This window comes from Bartonella sp. CM120XJJH (assembly GCF_042194715.1).
Taxonomy (GTDB): domain Bacteria; phylum Pseudomonadota; class Alphaproteobacteria; order Rhizobiales; family Rhizobiaceae; genus Bartonella.
The window spans coordinates 50,908-70,294 of the sequence record NZ_JBHINE010000006.1; the positions used below are offsets into that span (position 1 = coordinate 50,908).

At 36.4% G+C, this 19,387-nt stretch carries 8 protein-coding genes and 1 pseudogene; 3 read left to right on the top strand and 6 right to left on the bottom strand.

The genetic code is table 11. From position 1 onward, the window contains the following. Positions 1 to 32: 32 nt before the first annotated feature. Positions 33 to 335: a twin-arginine translocase TatA/TatE family subunit gene (gene tatA, locus ACFIKU_RS04125; protein ID WP_375656766.1), complete on the bottom strand. Its 303-nt coding sequence runs from the start codon at positions 333 to 335 to the stop codon at positions 33 to 35. A 1,639-nt stretch (positions 336 to 1,974) separates the two neighbouring features. Between tatA and ACFIKU_RS04130 the strand changes: the two genes are divergently transcribed. The 3 genes from ACFIKU_RS04130 to pgsA all read left to right on the top strand — a co-directional run bounded on the left by ACFIKU_RS04130 (position 1,975) and on the right by pgsA (position 5,867). Continuing rightward, positions 1,975 to 2,838, top strand: coding sequence for a 23S rRNA (adenine(2030)-N(6))-methyltransferase RlmJ (locus tag ACFIKU_RS04130; RefSeq protein WP_375656767.1), 864 nt, complete (start codon positions 1,975 to 1,977; stop codon positions 2,836 to 2,838). Positions 2,839 to 3,233: 395 nt separating this feature from the next. Next, entirely contained in the window at positions 3,234 to 5,213 is a 1,980-nt protein-coding gene (gene uvrC, locus ACFIKU_RS04135; protein ID WP_375656768.1) for an excinuclease ABC subunit UvrC, read from the top strand. Positions 5,214 to 5,285: 72 nt separating this feature from the next. Further along, positions 5,286 to 5,867 carry a CDP-diacylglycerol--glycerol-3-phosphate 3-phosphatidyltransferase gene (gene pgsA, locus ACFIKU_RS04140; RefSeq protein ID WP_273723320.1) on the top strand — a complete coding sequence of 194 codons (582 nt, stop codon included), beginning with the start codon at positions 5,286 to 5,288 and terminating at the stop codon, positions 5,865 to 5,867. A 322-nt stretch (positions 5,868 to 6,189) separates the two neighbouring features. On the opposite strand, the gene ndk is transcribed toward pgsA, so the two are convergent. The 5 genes and pseudogenes from ndk to bafA (ACFIKU_RS04165) all read right to left on the bottom strand — a co-directional run bounded on the left by ndk (position 6,190) and on the right by bafA (ACFIKU_RS04165) (position 18,888). Next, positions 6,190 to 6,612 (bottom strand): nucleoside-diphosphate kinase, encoded by a 423-nt coding sequence (gene ndk, locus ACFIKU_RS04145; protein ID WP_375656769.1) that lies wholly within the window; start codon positions 6,610 to 6,612, stop codon positions 6,190 to 6,192. Between the two features lie 392 nt (positions 6,613 to 7,004). Then, a complete protein-coding gene (gene bafA / locus ACFIKU_RS04150; RefSeq protein ID WP_375656770.1) occupies positions 7,005 to 9,569 on the bottom strand; it encodes a BafA family autotransporter in 2,565 nt (854 codons plus the stop codon). Positions 9,570 to 9,825: 256 nt separating this feature from the next. After that, a pseudogene (locus ACFIKU_RS04155) lies at positions 9,826 to 10,083 on the bottom strand (Arm DNA-binding domain-containing protein); the annotation flags it as partial. 313 nt (positions 10,084 to 10,396) lie between these two features. Further along, on the bottom strand, positions 10,397 to 12,961 hold the full coding sequence (gene bafA / locus ACFIKU_RS04160; RefSeq protein ID WP_375656771.1) for a BafA family autotransporter: 2,565 nt from the start codon (positions 12,959 to 12,961) through the stop codon (positions 10,397 to 10,399). A gap of 362 nt (positions 12,962 to 13,323) precedes the next feature. Further along, a complete protein-coding gene (gene bafA, locus ACFIKU_RS04165) occupies positions 13,324 to 18,888 on the bottom strand; it encodes a BafA family autotransporter (RefSeq protein WP_375656772.1) in 5,565 nt (1,854 codons plus the stop codon). Positions 18,889 to 19,387: the final 499 nt, after the last annotated feature.

Sequence of the window (19,387 nt, forward strand, 5' to 3'; positions counted from 1 at the left end):
AAAATAATGCACAATGATGATTGCGTTTTTTGTTACTGTTTTTTTGCAACAGATGTTTTTCTTTTTTTAGAAGCAGAAGAAGCCTTTCTGCGCGCTGTTGTACGTTTTACTGATAACGGCTGAGATTGTTGAGATTCTACATCAATTATTTGAGAAGTAGTCGCCATTTCAACTTTGTCCTTAATGCTGTCATCTTCTTCCTTCATATTTTTTTTGAAGGCTTTAATTCCCTTAGCAACATCGCCCATTAATTCAGAAATTTTACCGCGCCCAAAAAGCACAAAAATAAGCAATAAAATTATAATTAAATGCGTTGGTGAAAAAATATTACCCATTACTCTCTCTAACTTGATGCTTTTAAATTTAATTCATTTATTTATGCTTCCTCTGAAGAATGTATCAAATATAATATCTTAATTATATATTTTCTTCTTAACTTAAAAGCAATCACACGCTTTTTATTGCAAAAAAACTTTTTATCCTTTTACCCCTTTTTAGCGTATTATAACATCAACCATTCAAAAATGATAAACCGCTTCATACAAAATTCAAAAGGCTCAAAAACTTTTCTAAAGTAACTTCATCTGATCTCTTAGGTTACTCATCTTCCTGGAAACACTATAGCTCATGTCTTTCCTTTTAAACAATGTTGTACATATCATTACAAACATTTCCTCAAAATTACCCGTCGCTGATAAAGATCATACCATACTGTAAAAAATTTTTATGGTTTCAATTAAAAAAAATCAGAAAGAAAAGTCTCTACAAAACTTTCTTAACACATCATCAGTCTCTTCAAAAACTATCATCTTACGTACAACATTTATTCTTTGCGTTGGTAGGAATTTTATCATCCATTATTCCATATACAATACGAAATATGAGCCATCATCGCATTCAATTAAATATCTATCGTGTAAATAAAAACTATTAGCGGAAAGAGTAAAAATGCACTTTATGAACCAGCTCAAGTGCTAAGAGATATGGCAATACTGCTAAAAAATAAAAATGGGACCAGCTTGCGCCTTTATTCAGATACCTCTATATAACCAGCTCTCTGAGCCGCTGCATGTCCTAACTATTACAATTCTCCGGATCTTGGGCATGCGTTCTCATAATATCATGTGCTTAACCTATCTCAGTATTGAAAACAGAATGGGCATTAATGGAAAATTACATTCAATCAAAAGCATGGTATCGAAGCATAATCCATGTAAAAAGAATTTCTTATCCTTGTCTTTTCATAAGATTATCTCATAAAGCCGCTCGATAATACAGTGTTAGAGATAGATAAACCTGTTTACTTTAGTTAAAAATCCCTCATTTTATTGAGATCGCTTGCAGAGCACATATCACTTTTCAAAAGTTTTATTTTAGCATCATACACAATAACCAAGCCATTTAGCGTGTATATTGTAAAGCTTTGGCTCTGCTTAAACCAATGAGATTCATTCACACTTTTACAAAAATCTATCACTATAATACCAGTACTTTATTGCCCTATCCATAATTTTACGCTCGTTAAAAAACTGATAAATGTAACAATGTTTTTATCAAGCATTTGAAATTCTTTAATCTTTAAGCAAGCAAATTTATGAATGAATTTGAAAGATACCCTTCAATTTTTAACAAACTTCACTAATATCCTCGTTAATTGCTTGTCTTTTATCGTTTTCCTGAAAGAATCCGCGATCATAAGAAACTTCTCTTACAACATAACTATCTCTATTGAAATGTTTGCCCTCTTCCTATCTATTTTTCATATAAAAAAATTTAAAATCTTAACGATTAATCTCATAATATAAAATAGCCCAGTGGAATAAATGCTCTTATGCCATTAATATTTTTTCTATATGTGTATAATTTGGGAGTGAGAGCATTATTTAATTTCTACACGAGAATTTTTATGGATATCAATTCTATTATTCTATGCTAATAATCCGGTACAGTTATACATATGATAGAGTTTACTCCATGAATTATCGGCATATTTATCATGCTGGCAATTTTGCTGATGTTTTTAAACACATTATTGTCACTCGCATTGTAGAATATCTCAAACGCAAAGAAAAAGCTTTTCGCGTTATAGATACGCATGCTGGAATCGGTATTTATGACCTTTCTTCTCTAGAAGCATATAAAACAGGAGAGTGGCGCGAAGGTGTCCAACGACTTTTTTCAACTCCTATCCCAGAAGATTTAAGAACTCTCCTTTGTCCATGGTGTGATATCATTGATGCCCTCAATAAAGAGGAAAAAGAAATTGTATTTTATCCTGGATCTCCTGTTCTTATTCGTCAATTATTACGGAAACAAGATCGCCTCACCGCAATAGAATTGCACAATGAAGATTATCATATTTTAGCAAAAAACTTTGCAGGAGATTATCAGACAAAAGTTCTGCATTTAGATGGCTGGCTTTCCTTAAATGCTCATGTACCACCAAAAGAAAAACGTGGCTTTATCCTTGTTGACCCTCCCTTTGAAAAAGCTGGAGAATTTTCCCGCCTTATTGAGGGATTAACGAAATCCTATCGTCGCTTTTCTGGAGGGATCTACGCTTTATGGTATCCTGTTAAATATGACAAAGAAATTGAAAGTTTTCTTCACGCGCTTTATCAAACCGGAATTCCTAAGATTCTACAGCTTGAAATGCGTATCCGAAAAAGTTCAAATCCACCAACAATGAATGGAAGTGGTATGATTATTATTAACCCTCCCTACCTTTTGGAAGAAGAAATGAAAAAACTCAGCCCCTTTCTTATCAACCGTCTGGGACAAGATGAAAATGCCCAAATAACGCATAAGTGGCTTCAAAAAGAACATCTATTATGTTAGGTTTTTCTCTATATTTTCCTAAATCAAATATCATGTTGTAAGATACAAAGGCATTAAATGATAAAGTTCTTTGATTTTTGGGATAATATCAACATATTATAATGATAAGATGATAACGATCAGCGTGAATTAATTTCTTCCCTTTTAGAAAGTCTATCCTCTTAATCATCATGGATTTCCTATTCCAATCATTTTAATGGATAAATTAGGCACATTCATAAAGCTGTCTTAGAATAACAACTCTCATATTTTTTATGAAAGATCGGCTCTCTAAAATCATACTCTTATGCTATAAGATTATATTTATAAAAAAATTATAAAGACATAAATAATCATTATTTAATAAAAAAGAATATTTCATATATTAAACAAACAACATATTCTTAATAAACGGAATGGTCCTGAGAAATAATACAAATTGTCCGCAAAATGAAGGGGAAAAGCTTTCTTTTCTCTCTAATATTACATGGCATAATGCCAATCAAAGCAATGAGAAAAATCAATTCCAAGGTGTCAAAGTCATACAAGAGTTTGTTAGACACCTTCCGCATAAGCCAGGGGTTTACCGGATGATTGGTGAAAATGGTGATATTCTCTATGTTGGCAAAGCCCGTAATCTCAAAAAACGTGTTTCAAACTATACACGTGAACAAGGACACAATAATCGTATTACCCGCATGATTCGTGCAACATATCATATGGAATTTATCGTTACCCATACAGAAACAGAAGCACTCCTTTTAGAAGCCAATCTCATCAAAAGATTGCATCCACATTTTAATGTATTACTACGTGATGATAAAAGTTTCCCTTATATTATGATTACAGATGATCATCGAGTGCCTGCACTTTACAAACATCGTGGTGCGCGAACACGAAAGGCTCACTATTTTGGTCCTTTTGCTTCTGCTGGTGCAGTGACACAAACAGTTCATGTTTTACAACGCGCCTTTTTATTACGAACCTGTACTGATTCAGTTTTTGAAAATCGTACACGCCCCTGTTTGCTTTATCAAATTAAGCGATGTTCTGCACCTTGTACCCATGAAATTAGTGACAGTGATTATAAAGAACTGGTGAATGGAGCAAAAGCGTTTCTTTCTGGAAAAGATCAATCTGTTAAAAACGATATGGTTCAAGCTATGCATAAAGCCGCAGAAAATCTTGATTTTGAACAAGCAGCTTCCTATCGTGACCGCTTATCAGCCCTTTCTCATATACAAAGCCATCAAGGTATTAATCCTCAAACGATAAAAGAAGCGGATGTATTTGCAATTGCGCAAAAAGAAGGAATAACCTGTATTCAAGTGTTCTTTTTTCGCATGGGGCAAAATTGGGGAAACCGCGCCTATTTTCCTAAAGCAGATCCCTCTTTTTCCCGTACTGAAATTTTAGCGAGTTTTCTTGCCCAATTTTACGATGATAAACCACTTCCAAAAAGCATCCTTTTATCTGAAGAAATTGAAGAAAAGATACTTCTTATAGAAGCGTTGAGTCTCAAAGCAAATCACAAAGTGTCCCTCTCTTTACCCAAACAAGGTGAACGGAAAACTCTTGTTAATCATGCCTATCTCAATGCTCATGAAGCACTTGAACATAAGCTTTCTGAAACAGCCACTCATACAAAATTGCTTCAAGGTCTTGCTAAAACATTCAAACTACCTTTTCCTCCACGCCGGATAGAAGTCTATGACAATTCTCATATCATGGGAACAAATGCTGTAGGAGCTATGATTGTTGCTGGTCAAATGGGATTTGTTAAAAATCAATATCGCAAATTCAACATTCGCTCAGCAGATATCACACCTGGCGATGATTTTGGCATGATGAAAGAAGTAATTAAGCGAAGATTTTCACGCCTTATCAAAGAACATGATCAGCCAAATAAAAGTCCTGACATAAAAGATGATGATCTTTTTCCCATTTGGCCTGATCTTATCTTAATCGATGGTGGTGAAGGACAAATCAACAGCGTACATGCAATACTTTCTGAATTACAATTAAATGACCTCTTCACAGTTGTTGGAATCGCCAAAGGTGTTGACCGTCATGCGGGACGTGAACGATTTTTTATAAAAGGTATCCCCTCCTTTACACTTCCTCCACGTGATCCTATCCTCTATTTTTTGCAACGTCTGCGTGATGAAGCACACCGTTTTGCGATTGGAGCTCATAGGATAAAACGAAAAAAAGCAACATTCACAAACCCACTTGATGAAATCGAAAATATCGGTCCGACGAGAAAGCGTGCGTTGCTTCATCATTTTGGAAGTGCCAAAGCTGTTGCTAGTGCCTCACTTGAAGATTTAAAAAAAGTTACAGGAATCTCTATGACAATTGCACAAAAAATTCATAACCATTTTCATGAAAAATAGGCTTGTTTCATAACCTTCGCCTTGTTACGTTTAGGAAATATATTCTCTTTCACAAGAATTAAAAATGGCTCCATGAAAAATCATACTTTTTCTTTTCCAAATATTTTGACTTATGCACGAATTGTTGCCGTTCCAATGGTTGTTGCATGCTTTTTTTTAGAAGGGCGACTACAATCAAGTGATATCACTCGCTGGATTGCTGTTTCCATTTTTATTGTTGCATCCATTACTGACTTTCTTGATGGTTACCTTGCTCGTATTTGGGAACAAACATCCAATATTGGTCGCATGTTAGATCCAATTGCAGATAAACTTCTCGTCTCTGCCTGTTTGCTCTTGCTTGCTGCAGACAGTACTATCGCTGGGTGGACACTATGGGCAGCTATTATCATTCTTTGCAGAGAAATTCTTGTATCAGGATTACGTGAATATTTGGCTGAGTTAAAAGTGAGTGTTCCTGTCTCTCGTCTTGCAAAATGGAAAACTTTTGTCCAGATGATCGCTATTGTATTTCTTTTAGCTGGACCAGCCGGTAATAAAATTTTCCCTTACACAGTAGAGTTTGGCATTACTATGCTGTGGATTTCTGCCCTCCTTACATTGTGGACAGGATGGGATTATTTTCGTGCAGGTTTAAAACACGTTATCCTATGAATAGTATGGGGATTTATAATGACAATTTATCTTTTTGCACTTAAATAAGAGATGCGAATAGCATAAGATTGATTGATTTTAAATCTATTAATGATAAATCAATAAAGTTCTTTTTTGCACATTACAAGTAAGGGTGGAATGTAGATAAAAACTCTTTAAAAATTGATATTCTCACAAAAGAAGTTGTAATATTAAAAGCTAAAAAAAACGATTAACGCTCCCTATGCTTCCCCAAAAGTCTATAATCTTATAAGCAAAAAACCGAAATATTGTGTTTCGGTTTTTTGCTTTCTATATACGCTTTATTATTATAAAAGCTTTATTAACCAACAATTTCTACCTCAGAAAACCAAAAGGCGATTTCTGTTTTTGCCGTGTCAGCACTATCGGATCCATGGACAGAATTTTCGCCAATCGATAAAGCATGAACCTTACGAATTGTCCCTTCTTCTGCATCACTAGGATTCGTCGCCCCCATTACTTCACGGTTTTTAGCTATTGCATTTTCGCCTTCCAAAACTTGTACAACGGTTGGACCAGAAGACATGAATTCAACCAATTCACTAAAAAAAGGGCGTTCTTTATGAACAGCATAAAAATTTTCAGCCTCACGTTTGCTCATCCAGACACGTTTAGACGCAATAACACACAAACCCGCATCCTCAAGCATTTTAGTAATTGCGCCAGTCAAATTACGACGGGTTGCATCTGGTTTAATCATCGAAAAAGTACGCTCTAAAGCCATTTAACCACCTTTATTTCATTTATAATATTCTCTAGCCATTTCTATAGCGAGCAAGGAGCTCTTTGCCAAGTGACTCTGCAAAAATCTACACAAATTCTCAAAAATATAGAATGAATTATAAAGAAAACTTTAACAGAAATACCTGTAATTGCTTATCCCATCATAAAGATGTGCTACCGACTCTCAATAAATATTGAACCTTCTTACATAATCTTAAATGCCTCTCATCAAATTTATCATTGAAGCAATAAAACGTCATAAGAAAATCCTAACGTGCAAAATATATACCTTTTGAAAGCCTTCTTCTTTAAAGAGGACGAACCTAGACACTTCGATCTAGGTTTGAAAATCCTTCTACGCACATTGAGATCAATCAAAAAATAACCATATAATTAGAAACTATAGCGTACACCTAAAATACCCTGAAGGGACTGTTTTGTTTTACGTCCTTTAATATAATGTGCCTCACCATATAACTTTAACTTCTCACTCACCAAACTGCTCAAACCTACTCCTAACTTACCTGCATTCCCCGATAAGTCTGTGGTAAATGAATGCCGTTGATTAATCAATGTATGGTTGTCATCTTTATTCTCACGCAACCATGCTGCTGTAATATACGCAACTGATGAGGAATCCATGCGAGATCCAAATTCATATCCCAAAGACAAGCCAACCTCACTGCGTAATGAAGTGAATGGACGCATGTCACCCATCATGTCATTCGATAATTTGATTTCTTTACCCTCAACTTGCAACCATGTAAATTGTCCATAAGGCTGCAACCAACTGCTCTTTGACGTCTGAACTCGATAACCTGCTTCAAAGGAAGTGCCCACCACCCATTGCCTATAACTTCCTTCAATTGCTAAACCATTCGTTGAAACTGCCTTTAGAGTATTCTGATAATGATTGTATTTTAAAATACCATCTAAATACCATCCACTATGATCCAAATAAGTGACATAAGCACCAATGCCATAAGTATTGATACCACTCATACCACCCCGTGCATGCGCAATGCGTGCGCGGTCATAACTGCCAAAACCACCTATATAAAATTCTCCATTTTCCCACTCGCTTAAACTATTGACCCCTAAAACAATACCTGTCTGATCCAACTTAAAATCTATATGCTCTGTAGCAATACTCTCTTTAGACTTGATCGCATAGCTCCATAAAGCTGCATGCTTTTTACTTTTATCTAGAATTCCTCTGCCCGCACGCACGGTTTGCATTTCATTGTGAAACACCATCGCTGGAGCCACAGACATAGACAATACCGCATCTGTAGAAGGCGTTGTTAAAAAATGAGAAACTGAAAGTGCCTCTCTCAATTGTGGAGAAGGTTGTTCTTTATGAACTGGACGCAAAATCATTTGATCAGCTAAAGATTGGAAAGATTCTGAAACAGCAATTTTTTGTTTTCCATCAGAAAGATGAAGAGGACTTGCTGGAGGAGACTTCACATGAGTCCGATTTTCTTCAAAGGAAGATACCGAAACACTAGAGACATTTTGTGTTTCTCTTAAATGACGTGGAGGTCGTGGTTTAGCTGGTTGTTTTGCAGTAGGTTTACGAGAGCCGGTATTTTTTCCTCTAGAAGAAGCACCTTGATCAGACAATACAAGAGGAATCTTCGTTTTCTTGTTTACACACTGTGTTTCAGTATTCGAACGTGTCGTACCTTCAGAGGCTGAACTTAAATACCAAATTGTAGAATAACCACTAGAATCAGCACACCTTTCTCTCTTTCGTAAAACATACTGATAGGCTCCACCATCGACAGCAGTAATGTCCGTACCCGAAAGATCTTCCAGAGTAAACCTAGCACCTCCAACTTTATCAGTAACTAAATTAATCTCTGTGGCCCAACCATTTTTCTGTGAGAGAAAACCTGTAATTTCACGACCAGAATCTGCAACGCTTATTTTGTGATTACCTGCGCCCTCATCAATCGACAAGTAATCACTCGAATCCCCCATAGCACTAATATTAAATCGAAAATGTAAATTCCCTGAAAGTTTCTCAACATGAAGTGAAATATGTCGTGGATCATACGGGATAGAAGTAAAAATAACAGTCCCATCTTGCCCCCCTAAATCTTCAATTTCAATCTGAGGTTTTTCTCCTATATTTCGTTCACCAACCTCAAATATTGTTTCTTCAGCTCTTCTTTCTATAGGAATTTTTTTCTTAGTCGTATGATTTGTCCTATCACCAGCAAATAAATAAAGTTCTCCGTGATCATTGACCCTTACTTCTCCAAGGACATCTTGTATCCCAACATGGAGCCACGATTTAGCAGAGCTGTTAATAGTCAGACCATCCACAAACCCTTGAGGGTATACGACTTGAATAGCGTGATCTTTCAAAGTAGTAGCATAAGATTCTCCTAACGCTAAGACGTGCTGTCTCCCATTTCCAGAGACCTCAGCATATATTGATTTCCCCCCCTCCTTTCTTTCTCCCGAGTAAAGATTTTGTTCTCCGTTATTTCCCACTTTCGTATTCCAAACCCACGCTCCATCATACACATTCTGCTGTCCCACTGCCCCTCCACCACCAGAAACTGTGGAATTATATGCACTACTTTTTCTCTCCTCGCTTGTAAGATCAAGACCTTTTTCTTCATGAACAAACTGCTTACCACCAAGGATTTTAGCATCTATTGCATTTCCTCCGCGTGTAACTATTTGCATCCCTCCTTTTTCAATAGTAGAATCTATAGAAGTTGCTCCATTTTCAACAATCTCAACACTGCCATCTCTAATTTTACTCTTACTCCTAGGCAAATTATTTGTAATCAGTGCTGAACCTTTTGGTATCTCTGCTCCATTTCCTACATGTTCTACTATTGTTAACTCTCCATTCCTGCTTTCAACTGCACTTGCAACTTGTACAAGACAACTACTGATCATCAATACTGAGAAACTTAACTTATGTTTATACTGCATTATCGACACTCCACTCTCAATTATTTAGAAAAATATCCCACGGCTACGTAGGTAACTCGCCCTAGATTGTATCGTAATGTGTTTTATTTATGTTTAAAAACACTTTTAAAGTGTATTTTTTAACATAAACAACTTTAAGTTATTTCTTTATGAGCAGTTAGAAAGTTCTAACTTAAGGCAGAAAATATGAATAAAATTCAAATTGTTAACTTGAGTTCAAGGAACAATTTGCAATATTTGAAGTTAGATGAAAAAAATGCTCGTGCCTAACGAGATCACGTCCTTCACGGAACACAGAACGCCATTGGGTTGTACATTCACGCGCTTGTTTTAAAGAGACACCTCTCAACGCACCCAAACCTATTTTGCGACGTCATCCATGAATGGGTATACCGGTAAAGCCATTGAGCCCCCAATCTTTACGCTTATGAAGAAGCGAGCCGATATCATCATACACTTTGTCATCCCAATGTTGTGACAGCCCTTGACACTAGAGACGATTCATAAGAGACATTTTTACTCCTTTCTTGTATAGTTTTTATCTACACGTTCATCCTGCTTGTGATGTGCCAAGTAATAATTTTGATTGATTCAACATAAACCGATTTGGAATAAGAGAATCCTATGATACTCGGGACTCTCATTCAACATGCATAGAAATGAATTATTATTATAAATTCAGTATGTTGCCTTCAAAGGCGAGTATAAAGATATCCTTACTGTTTGAGAAGATCTCTACACTCTCGAGAAGACAAAATCGAGCGTTATCTGTTTAATCTTGCAAAGCAATTACATTTGTAAAATTAATCAGCCGTGCACATACATATTTAGAAACTATAGCGTAATCCTAAAATACCTTGAAGAGCATTCTTAATCTTATGTCCTTTTAGATAATGTGCTTCCGCATAAAGTGTTAGTTTATCATTGACCGTACCGTTTAAACCAATTCCCAATTTACCCGCACTACCTGATAAATCTGTAATAAATTTATACTGGTTATTAATTGTCGTATAATTATTATTTATATTCTCACGCAACCAAGCTGCCATAATGTAAGCTGTTAATGAAGTTTCTGAATTCACAAAAAATTCATGCCCTGCAGTTAATCCAACTTCACTGCGGAATGAAGTTAATGGGCTTAGATCACCTATCATTCCATTGGAAAGTTTTATTTTTTTACCTTCAACCTGCAAACCTGTTAGCTTGATATAAGGCTGCATCCAAGTATTCTGTGCCGGTTCAAAATAACAACCAATCTCAAATGATCCACCTATCGCCCACTGATTGTAATGACTTTGAATAGCTAAATTATTCGTTGAGATGGCTTTCAAATTATCTCGGTAATAATTATATTTCAAAACACCATCCATATACCATCCACGATGATCAAAATAAGTTGCGTAAGTTCCAATACTATAGGAGCTCAAATCGCTGTCACCACCTCGTGCATGAGAAATACGTGCTTGATCATAACTACCGAAACCACCGACATACAACTCTCCATGCCTTAATTCATTCAACTGATCAGCACCAAAGACTAAACCTGTTTGCCCAAGCTTAAAGTGTGTATGGCCTGTCGCAACACGTTCTCTGCTCTTAATCCCATAAGTCCATAGTTCGATATCTTTCTTATTTCTGTCCCAAATTTTTCTACCATTCCGTACAATTTGCAACTCATTGTTAAAAATAAGTCCAGGAACTACGGACAATGTTAACACTGCATCTGTAGAGGGAGTTGTTGATGTTTCACCAGGGAAAAAAGGATTTTTCGGATCTGGAATAGAGGTTTCTGGTCCACTGAGACGATCTGCCGATAAAAACCAAACTTTTCCATTTTCATCCTTTCTTTCTTTCAAATCATACATATAAGTTCCACCATCAATGGCGTTAATTTTGTCACCCTTAAGATCTGTTAGTGTAAAATGCGCTCCACCACTTTTATCCGTAATTAAATCACGCTTATTTGAAAAAGGATCCGTGATTTCAACTCCAGAATCAGCAACACTTATTGTATGTCTTCCAGAGCCTTTCTCAACCAAGAGATAATCACCACGATTATGGGCAATCGTCGTATTGAACGCGAAATGTAAATTTCCTGAAAGATTATTCACATGAAGCTGAGAATAATATGGATCAGAACCTGTAAACGAAAAAATAACACTCCCTTCACCACTTAATTTTTGTATCAAAGAACTTTTTCCATCAAACTCATCAGTAATAGAGTACAGTTTTGTATCTTTTCCATTTAAAATAATATCTTCTACTGTGGTACGATGTTGATCATTCCCAGCATAAAGATGAATCTGCCCAGAATGGTTTACCTGTGTCTTGCCTTCTAATGTTGCTCCAGCATGCACCCATGATTTTGTTTGATCATTCATTGTTAGATTTTTTACAGATCCATCAGTATATATTTCCTGAATAGCACTCTCATTTAAAGTGACTCCAATAGCCTGACCGCCTTTTAAGATACGTTGTTTACCACCACCAAAAACTTCTGTGTCAAATGCAAAACCACCATTTTTCGCACTTTGAGATTTTTTGCCAACCTCTTGGACACCCCCTCGCATAACTTTCGTATTCCAAACTTTTCCGCCATCATATACTTTTTGTTGGCCTAGAGTTTCATCTTGACCATAAATGACAGTATGAGAAGCACTACTCCCTTTAACCTCTCCTCCAATATCCCCCTCGCCGAAAACAAGCTGCTCGCCACCATAAACTTTAGTCCCCTCTACTTTTCCTCCATTTCCAACACTTTGGTGCCCGCCTTCTTCAACAACAGCATTTTTCGAAAAACCTTGTTTCCCCTTTAAAGCCTGAACATTTTCAATTCCACCATGTTCAATTTTACTATTCTCACTGAGCCCTCCTGCATACACATAAAGCTCTGCACCATTCCTTACTGTGTTATTAATGGATCGCCCTGGACTATCACTCTCACCATCATTTGAAATGTATGCTTTACCTTCATTATCAAGGACATAATTTTCTAACATTGCCCCATCTTTAATAAAGATAAGTTCAGGTTTTTTAAGAAACGCAATATTTTGTTCTTGTGCATTATATCCAACATTGTCACGATGACTGCTGCCAAGCTCTTGTTGAATCGCAAACACTCTAACGCCCTTATCCTCAACAAAATCGCTAGGCTTTTTTAAAAAATCTAATTCATTGCGCGTTCTTATCATGGCATCATTAGAGGCTCCAAGTATGCATCTACCTGTTTTCATATCCTCATTGTATTGATCTTGAAATACTTTATCATTTTCATAACTTGAAGATTGACAAAAAAGTGCTGTATCACCCTCATTTGCAGCAGCAGCTTGCACAAAACAGCTGCTCAACATGAGTATCCAACAATGTCGTTTCCATTTATATTGTAGAGCCATATCCTCCCCCCTTCACGCCTGCATAGACACTAAACGTAATTAGCTCTACAAAACATATTTTCAACCTTAGATTGTAAACAATCCTTCTTAAAAATCCTCCTTATCTCGTAAAAAACTGTTCTTTACAGTTTTTTTAATACTTTTTTGATCAAGAATATAAGGGCGTTTTTATAGTGCTTCTTTAGCATTTTCTCGGAGTTTTCTTATCAAAGAAAAAAGCAATGCATAATAAAGTATATAAGGGTATACAGCTTATCATGAAAAGCGTACCTGCATGCTCTGAAAAATTGTTCTATGAGCTTTCATTAAAGACCTTTAAAAACAATCATACATTTAAAGATAACTAAAAAATAACCATATAATTAAAAACTATAGCGTACACCTAAAATACCCTGAAGGGACTGTTTTGTTTTACGTCCTTTAATATAATGTGCCTCACCATATAACTTTAACTTCTCACTCACCAAACTGCTCAAACCTACTCCTAACTTACCTGCATTCCCCGATAAGTCTGTGGTAAATGAATGCCGTTGATTAATCAATGTATGGTTGTCATCTTTATTCTCACGCAACCATGCTGCTGTAATATACGCAACTGATGAGGAATCCATGCGAGATCCAAATTCATATCCCAAAGACAAGCCAACCTCACTGCGTAATGAAGTGAATGGACGCATGTCACCCATCATGTCATTCGATAATTTGATTTCTTTACCCTCAACTTGCAACCATGTAAATTGTCCATAAGGCTGCAACCAACTGCTCTTTGACGTCTGAACTCGATAACCTGCTTCAAAGGAAGTGCCCACCGCCCATTGCCTATAACTTCCTTCAATTGCTAAACCATTCGTTGAAACTGCCTTTAGAGTATTTTGATAATGATTATATTTTAAAATACCATCTAAATACCATCCACTATGATCCAAATAAGTGACATAAGCGCCAATACCATAAGTATTGATACCACTCATACCACCCCGTGCATGCGCAATGCGTGCGCGGTCATAACTACCAAAACCACCTATATAAAACTCTCCATTTTCCCACTCGCTTAAACTATTGATCCCTAAAACAATACCTGTCTGATCCAACTTAAAATCTATATGCTCTGTAGCAATACTCTCTTTAGACTTGATCGCATAGGTCCATAAAGCTGCATTCTTTTTACTTTTATCTAGAATTCCTCTGCCCGCACGCACGGTTTGCATTTCATTGTGAAACACCATCGCTGGAGCAACAGACATAGACAATACCGCATCTGTAGAAGGCGTTGTTAAAAACTGAGAAACTGAAAGTGCCTCTCTCAATTGTGGAGAAGATTGTTCTGTATCAACTGAACGCAAAATCATTTGATCGGCTAAAGATTGAGAAGATTCTGAAACAGCAGTTTGTTGTTTTCTATCTGAAAAATGAAGAGAACTTTCTGGATATGCCCCTTCAATAACTTGACTTCCAAGAGTTAAAACAGTCAGAGATACAGAAGCTGGAGATTTTTGCCTTAATTTTTGGCGGTTTTTTCTTCGATGTGGCAATTTAATAGCATGCTCTTGTGATGCTGCAATCGTTGAAAGAAAAGAAACCTGTTGATTTTGATTTAAATGCCGCGCAGACCTGCTCCTACTACGTGGCAAACTATTGAGAAATGAAACATTATCAATAAATACTGCAGATAAATACCAAACCTTTTCACCCTCAGCCTCATCAATTCTCTGTTTTAAACCATACGTATAGGTTCCGCCATCAATGGTTTTAATATTTGCACCAGAAAAGCTTCTCAGGGTAAAATGTGCTCCTCCACTTTGATCAACAATTAAATCAAGTTCTGTTGAAGAAGGATCAACAATTTCAATACCGGAATCTACAATACTTATTGTGTGAGAACCACGGCCATTCTTGATAAAGAGATAATCACCCTCTCCTTCTGCAAGGCTGACATTAAAATCGAAATGTAGACTCCCAAAAAGATTATCAATATAAAGCTTAGAGTAATGTAAATCGGATTCTGTAGAAGTAAAAATAATATTTCCCACACCGCTTAGCTTCTTGATATAGGTTTCTGTATTTCCGTATCCAGTAGAAATAGAGTATAATTTAGCGTTTTCTCCCTCTAAATTAATATCGTCTACTGTTGTCTGATAATTGTTATATTCAGTATAAAAACTATTATTTCCAGCATAAAGATGGACTTGCCCCAAATCATGAATCTTTATTTTTCCTTCCAACATCGCACCAGCAAAAACCCATGAATTGGCTCCTTCTTTAATTGTTAGATTTTTTACAATGCTACCAGAATGAACTTCTTGGGCAGCATGGCGGTGTAAAGTCACAATATCCGCCTCTCCCCCTGTTAATACCCGCTGTACCCCACCCGCGAAAACCTCAGTATTCACGGCTAATCCACCACTCTTTTGTATAAAATCATCATCATCTGCGAACCATCTAGCAAGAGTTTGTATTCCTCCTCTCATCACTTTTGTCTCCATAGCCATCCCACCATCATATACATTCTGCTGTCCCGGCGTGTCACCTTGACCATAAAGTGTCGTGTTATAAGCGCTGCTCCCCACAATTCCACCATTTACATAACCATCTCCGAAAACAAGCTGCTCCCCACCATAAATTTCAGCTCTCAATGCAGATCCTCCTCCCTCCACTCTTTGTTTTCCACCCTCGTAAATAATCGTAAGTTCTGAGATCCCCTGTTCCCCTACAATCTCTGAACCACCATTTTCAATTGTTGTATTCTTACTAAAACCACCAGTCTCAACATAGAGTGTTGCAGTTTCTGGAACTGTATTATTAATGGATAATTTAAAATCATCCATTTCTCCATCACCAGCAATATAAACTATGCTATTGTCACCGAGTATGGAGTTTTGCAAAATTTTTTCACCTGTAGCAGTAATGAAATCCTCTGCATAAAAACTGAAATCACCTGTATCAAAATTGGCTATAGAATCTTCCGAAGGAGAACTATACTTTTCTTGCTCAAAAGATTTATCTATAGGCAACTCCGTATGAGATGGAGGAAAGATAGGAGTAGAAATTTTTTCCGATGTAGATGGTGTCGATAAAGACCAAATCTTTCCACCGTTATGATTTCTTTTCTTGAGAGCGTACATGTAGACTCCATTATCAACAGTAGCTATCTCCTCACCCAAAAAATCTATCAGAGTAAAATGCGCATTTCCGCTTTGATCATGAATTAAATCAAGCTCCAAAACTAAGTTCTGATTTTGTAGAAGAGAATTGGTCATTTCAACACCAGAATCGATAACGCTTATAGTGTGATGACCTGCTCCTTTTTTTATAAGAAGATAATCACCGCGCTGTTCTGCAAAATTAGTATTAAACCTAAAATGTAAATTACCTGAAAGATTACCAACCTCAAGTTTAGAATAATGTGGATTAAACACGGTAGAAGTAAAAATAACGCGTCCATTCCCGCTTAAATCCTCAATCAAAGAGCTTTCACCATCCATCTTGGAAGCAATAGAGTATAATGTGGTATCTTTGCCATTTAAAACAATCTTTTCTACTTCAGTACGAGATCGCTCAGCACCAGCATAAAGATAAATTCGTCCAGAATCATGAATAATGGTGTTTCCTTCTAATGTTGCACCAGAATGTAACCACGATTGTGCTTGATCCTTCATCGTTAAATCTTTTACATAGCCCCCTAAATCTATTGCTTGGAAAGCATTTCCTTGTAAGAGAACACCAATCGCGATTCCTCCCGCTAAAACGTGTTGTTCTCCACCAGAAAAGATCTTCGTATCAAATGCAAAACTGCTATAATGGTCTAGATCTTCTTCCACAAAAAGATTTTGTCCCCCTCCTTCCATGATCTTTGTGCTAAAAACCTCTCCATCATCATACACATTCTGGTATCCTAGCACTCCATTTTTACCAGAAACGACAGTGTCATAAGCGCTACTCCTTACCATCTCACCTTTGATATCAGACTTTCCTGAAACAAACTGCTCACCACCGTAAATTTTAGCCCCTTCAGCTTTCCCCCCATCTTCAACCTTTTGCTTTCCCCCTCTCTTAACTGTGCTATCCTGTGAAAGACCCTGCGTTCTGATAAGCTCAGTACCGCCTCTTTGAATTGTCGTATACAAACTAAAACCACCGTTATAAATGGAGAGCTTTCCACCATCTTTAACTATATTACTAATTGAAGTTTCTCCATTGCTATCAACTTTCTCACTGTTACTATTGAAGCTAGGATCAGCAATCGTAACAATCATTCCCTTTTCAATTGTGCGTTCTGTGAGATCATTTGATAATGAAGCCATAGCAGATGGTTGCAAGCTAAAATCAGAAAATAAAGAGGTATTTGTCTCATCAAGGGCATAATTCGCATCTAAATACCAAATTTTACCATTGCTCTCATTTTTTCTCTGTTTCAAACTGTACATGTAGGTTCCGGCATCAATAGCTCTGATTTTTTCACCAAAAGTGTTTGTTAGAGTAAAATGAGCGTTTCCACTATGATCGGAAATTAATTTAAGCTTTTTGTGGGAAGGGGCTGTAACCTCACCTCCAGAATCAATAATACTGACTGTATGATAACCTGAACCACTTTCTTTAATGACAAGATAATCACTAAGATGCTTGGCGAAGTTTACATTAAAATCAAAATGTAAAGAACCTGATAGATCATCAATATTAAGCTTAGAGTAATGCTTATCAGCTCCAGAAGACGTAAAAATAACCCTGCCACTTCCAGTTACATTCTGGATATTAACCTGAGATTTTTTGCCATTATCTTCAACAGCAATAATGTATAGCTTGGCATCTTCTCCATTTAAAATAAGCTTTTCTACTTCCGTAACCGCTTCACCATTCCCAGCATAAAGATAGAGGGTGCCAAAATCATTAACATTTGTATCCTTATCTAATATTGCACCAGCAAAAACCCATGATTGTGCTTGATGATTAATTGTTAGATTATCCGCGTATCCAGAATCATATATCTTCTGAGTAGCTCTATCATATAAAGTAACTTCGCTTGCATTCCCTCCTGCTAAGATATTCTGCGCACCATTTTTAAAAAGTTCGGTACTAAGTGCAAAAGCCCCCTCATTGATTGTAAAATCCTCATTTTCTATACCAGCTGTATCAGTGTCTCCTAAGAATCCATTATTAAAATTCTCTTTACCATCAAGATTCTGGATACCTCCTTTCATAACCTTTGTGTCAATAGCCATCCCCCCACTATAGACACTTTGTATTCCTAGCATTCCATCTTCAGCATAAATTTCGGTGTTATAAGCACTACTTTCTTTATCTTTACGTGACAAACCATCTCCCAAGATTCCCTTACCAAAAATAATCTGATCACCACCATAAATTTTAGTACCTTCTGAATTTGCACCACTCTCAACAATTTGTTTACCACCTTTTTTAACAGTGGCATATTCTGAAATGCTCAGGTTTTGTACAAACTCAATCCCACCACTCTCAATTGTCGTATCCCTGCTAACACTTGCTGCATCAATATAGAGTTTTCCACCTTCTTGAACCGTATTATTGATGGAATAGCCTGCATCTTCATAATTAAAGCTATTTACTTCAGAATTTTCAGAGTCACGGTCCGTAATATAGACAGTAGCACCATCACTTATTATTGAATTTGTGAGTACTTCAAAGAATAGGTTTTCTAATCTCTTCCTTTCCTCCTCTGAAAACGTCCTTCCTTCTACTATCTGTTTATTCTCTATCCTTTTTGATCCCCCCCTTTTTTCTTTTAATCCCCTCACTTCCGATAACAACTTTCTTGTCTCTTCTAGATGTTCACTGATACTTACTGGAATGAATAACTTTTCTCTTGGTATCGCCCCTCCATCTGCACTCGCAATCTTGATAAAAAAACCACTGGTCATTAATGCATAAAAACTTAATTTAAATTTGCGCTGCATTATTCGCACTCCATAATTTCAAATTTAAATTTCCCCATTTAGAAAAAAGTGCATAGACCAAAACAACATAATGTAATTGCTCAACCTCATGTCTTTTAAGATAACAAAGCATTCGATGGATTAAGCTCTGACAGATCAAATATACACCATGTGTTTTAAAATCCATACGCAACTAAAAGATTTAATTTGCTTTAGATACACTTTAAAAGTGTTGTAATTACATCCATGAAAAATTTTTTAATCTTTTGAGACACTAAACACTGATCTGCGAATAAGGTTGATTCTTTAATGGATAAAAATGGCATCAAGCTTTAAAGGAAACAGCAATGTGAATGAGAGCTGCATTTATGCCCATCTATTGCCATATGCTACAGCATTTAAAGCAGTGTCTTTATTTTATTCAATTTGGATAATATATAGAATACTTCTTCATACTCATCATCCATAATCTTTGTTCTAATATATAACGAAGTGTCATAATATTGACTCGACACTGATT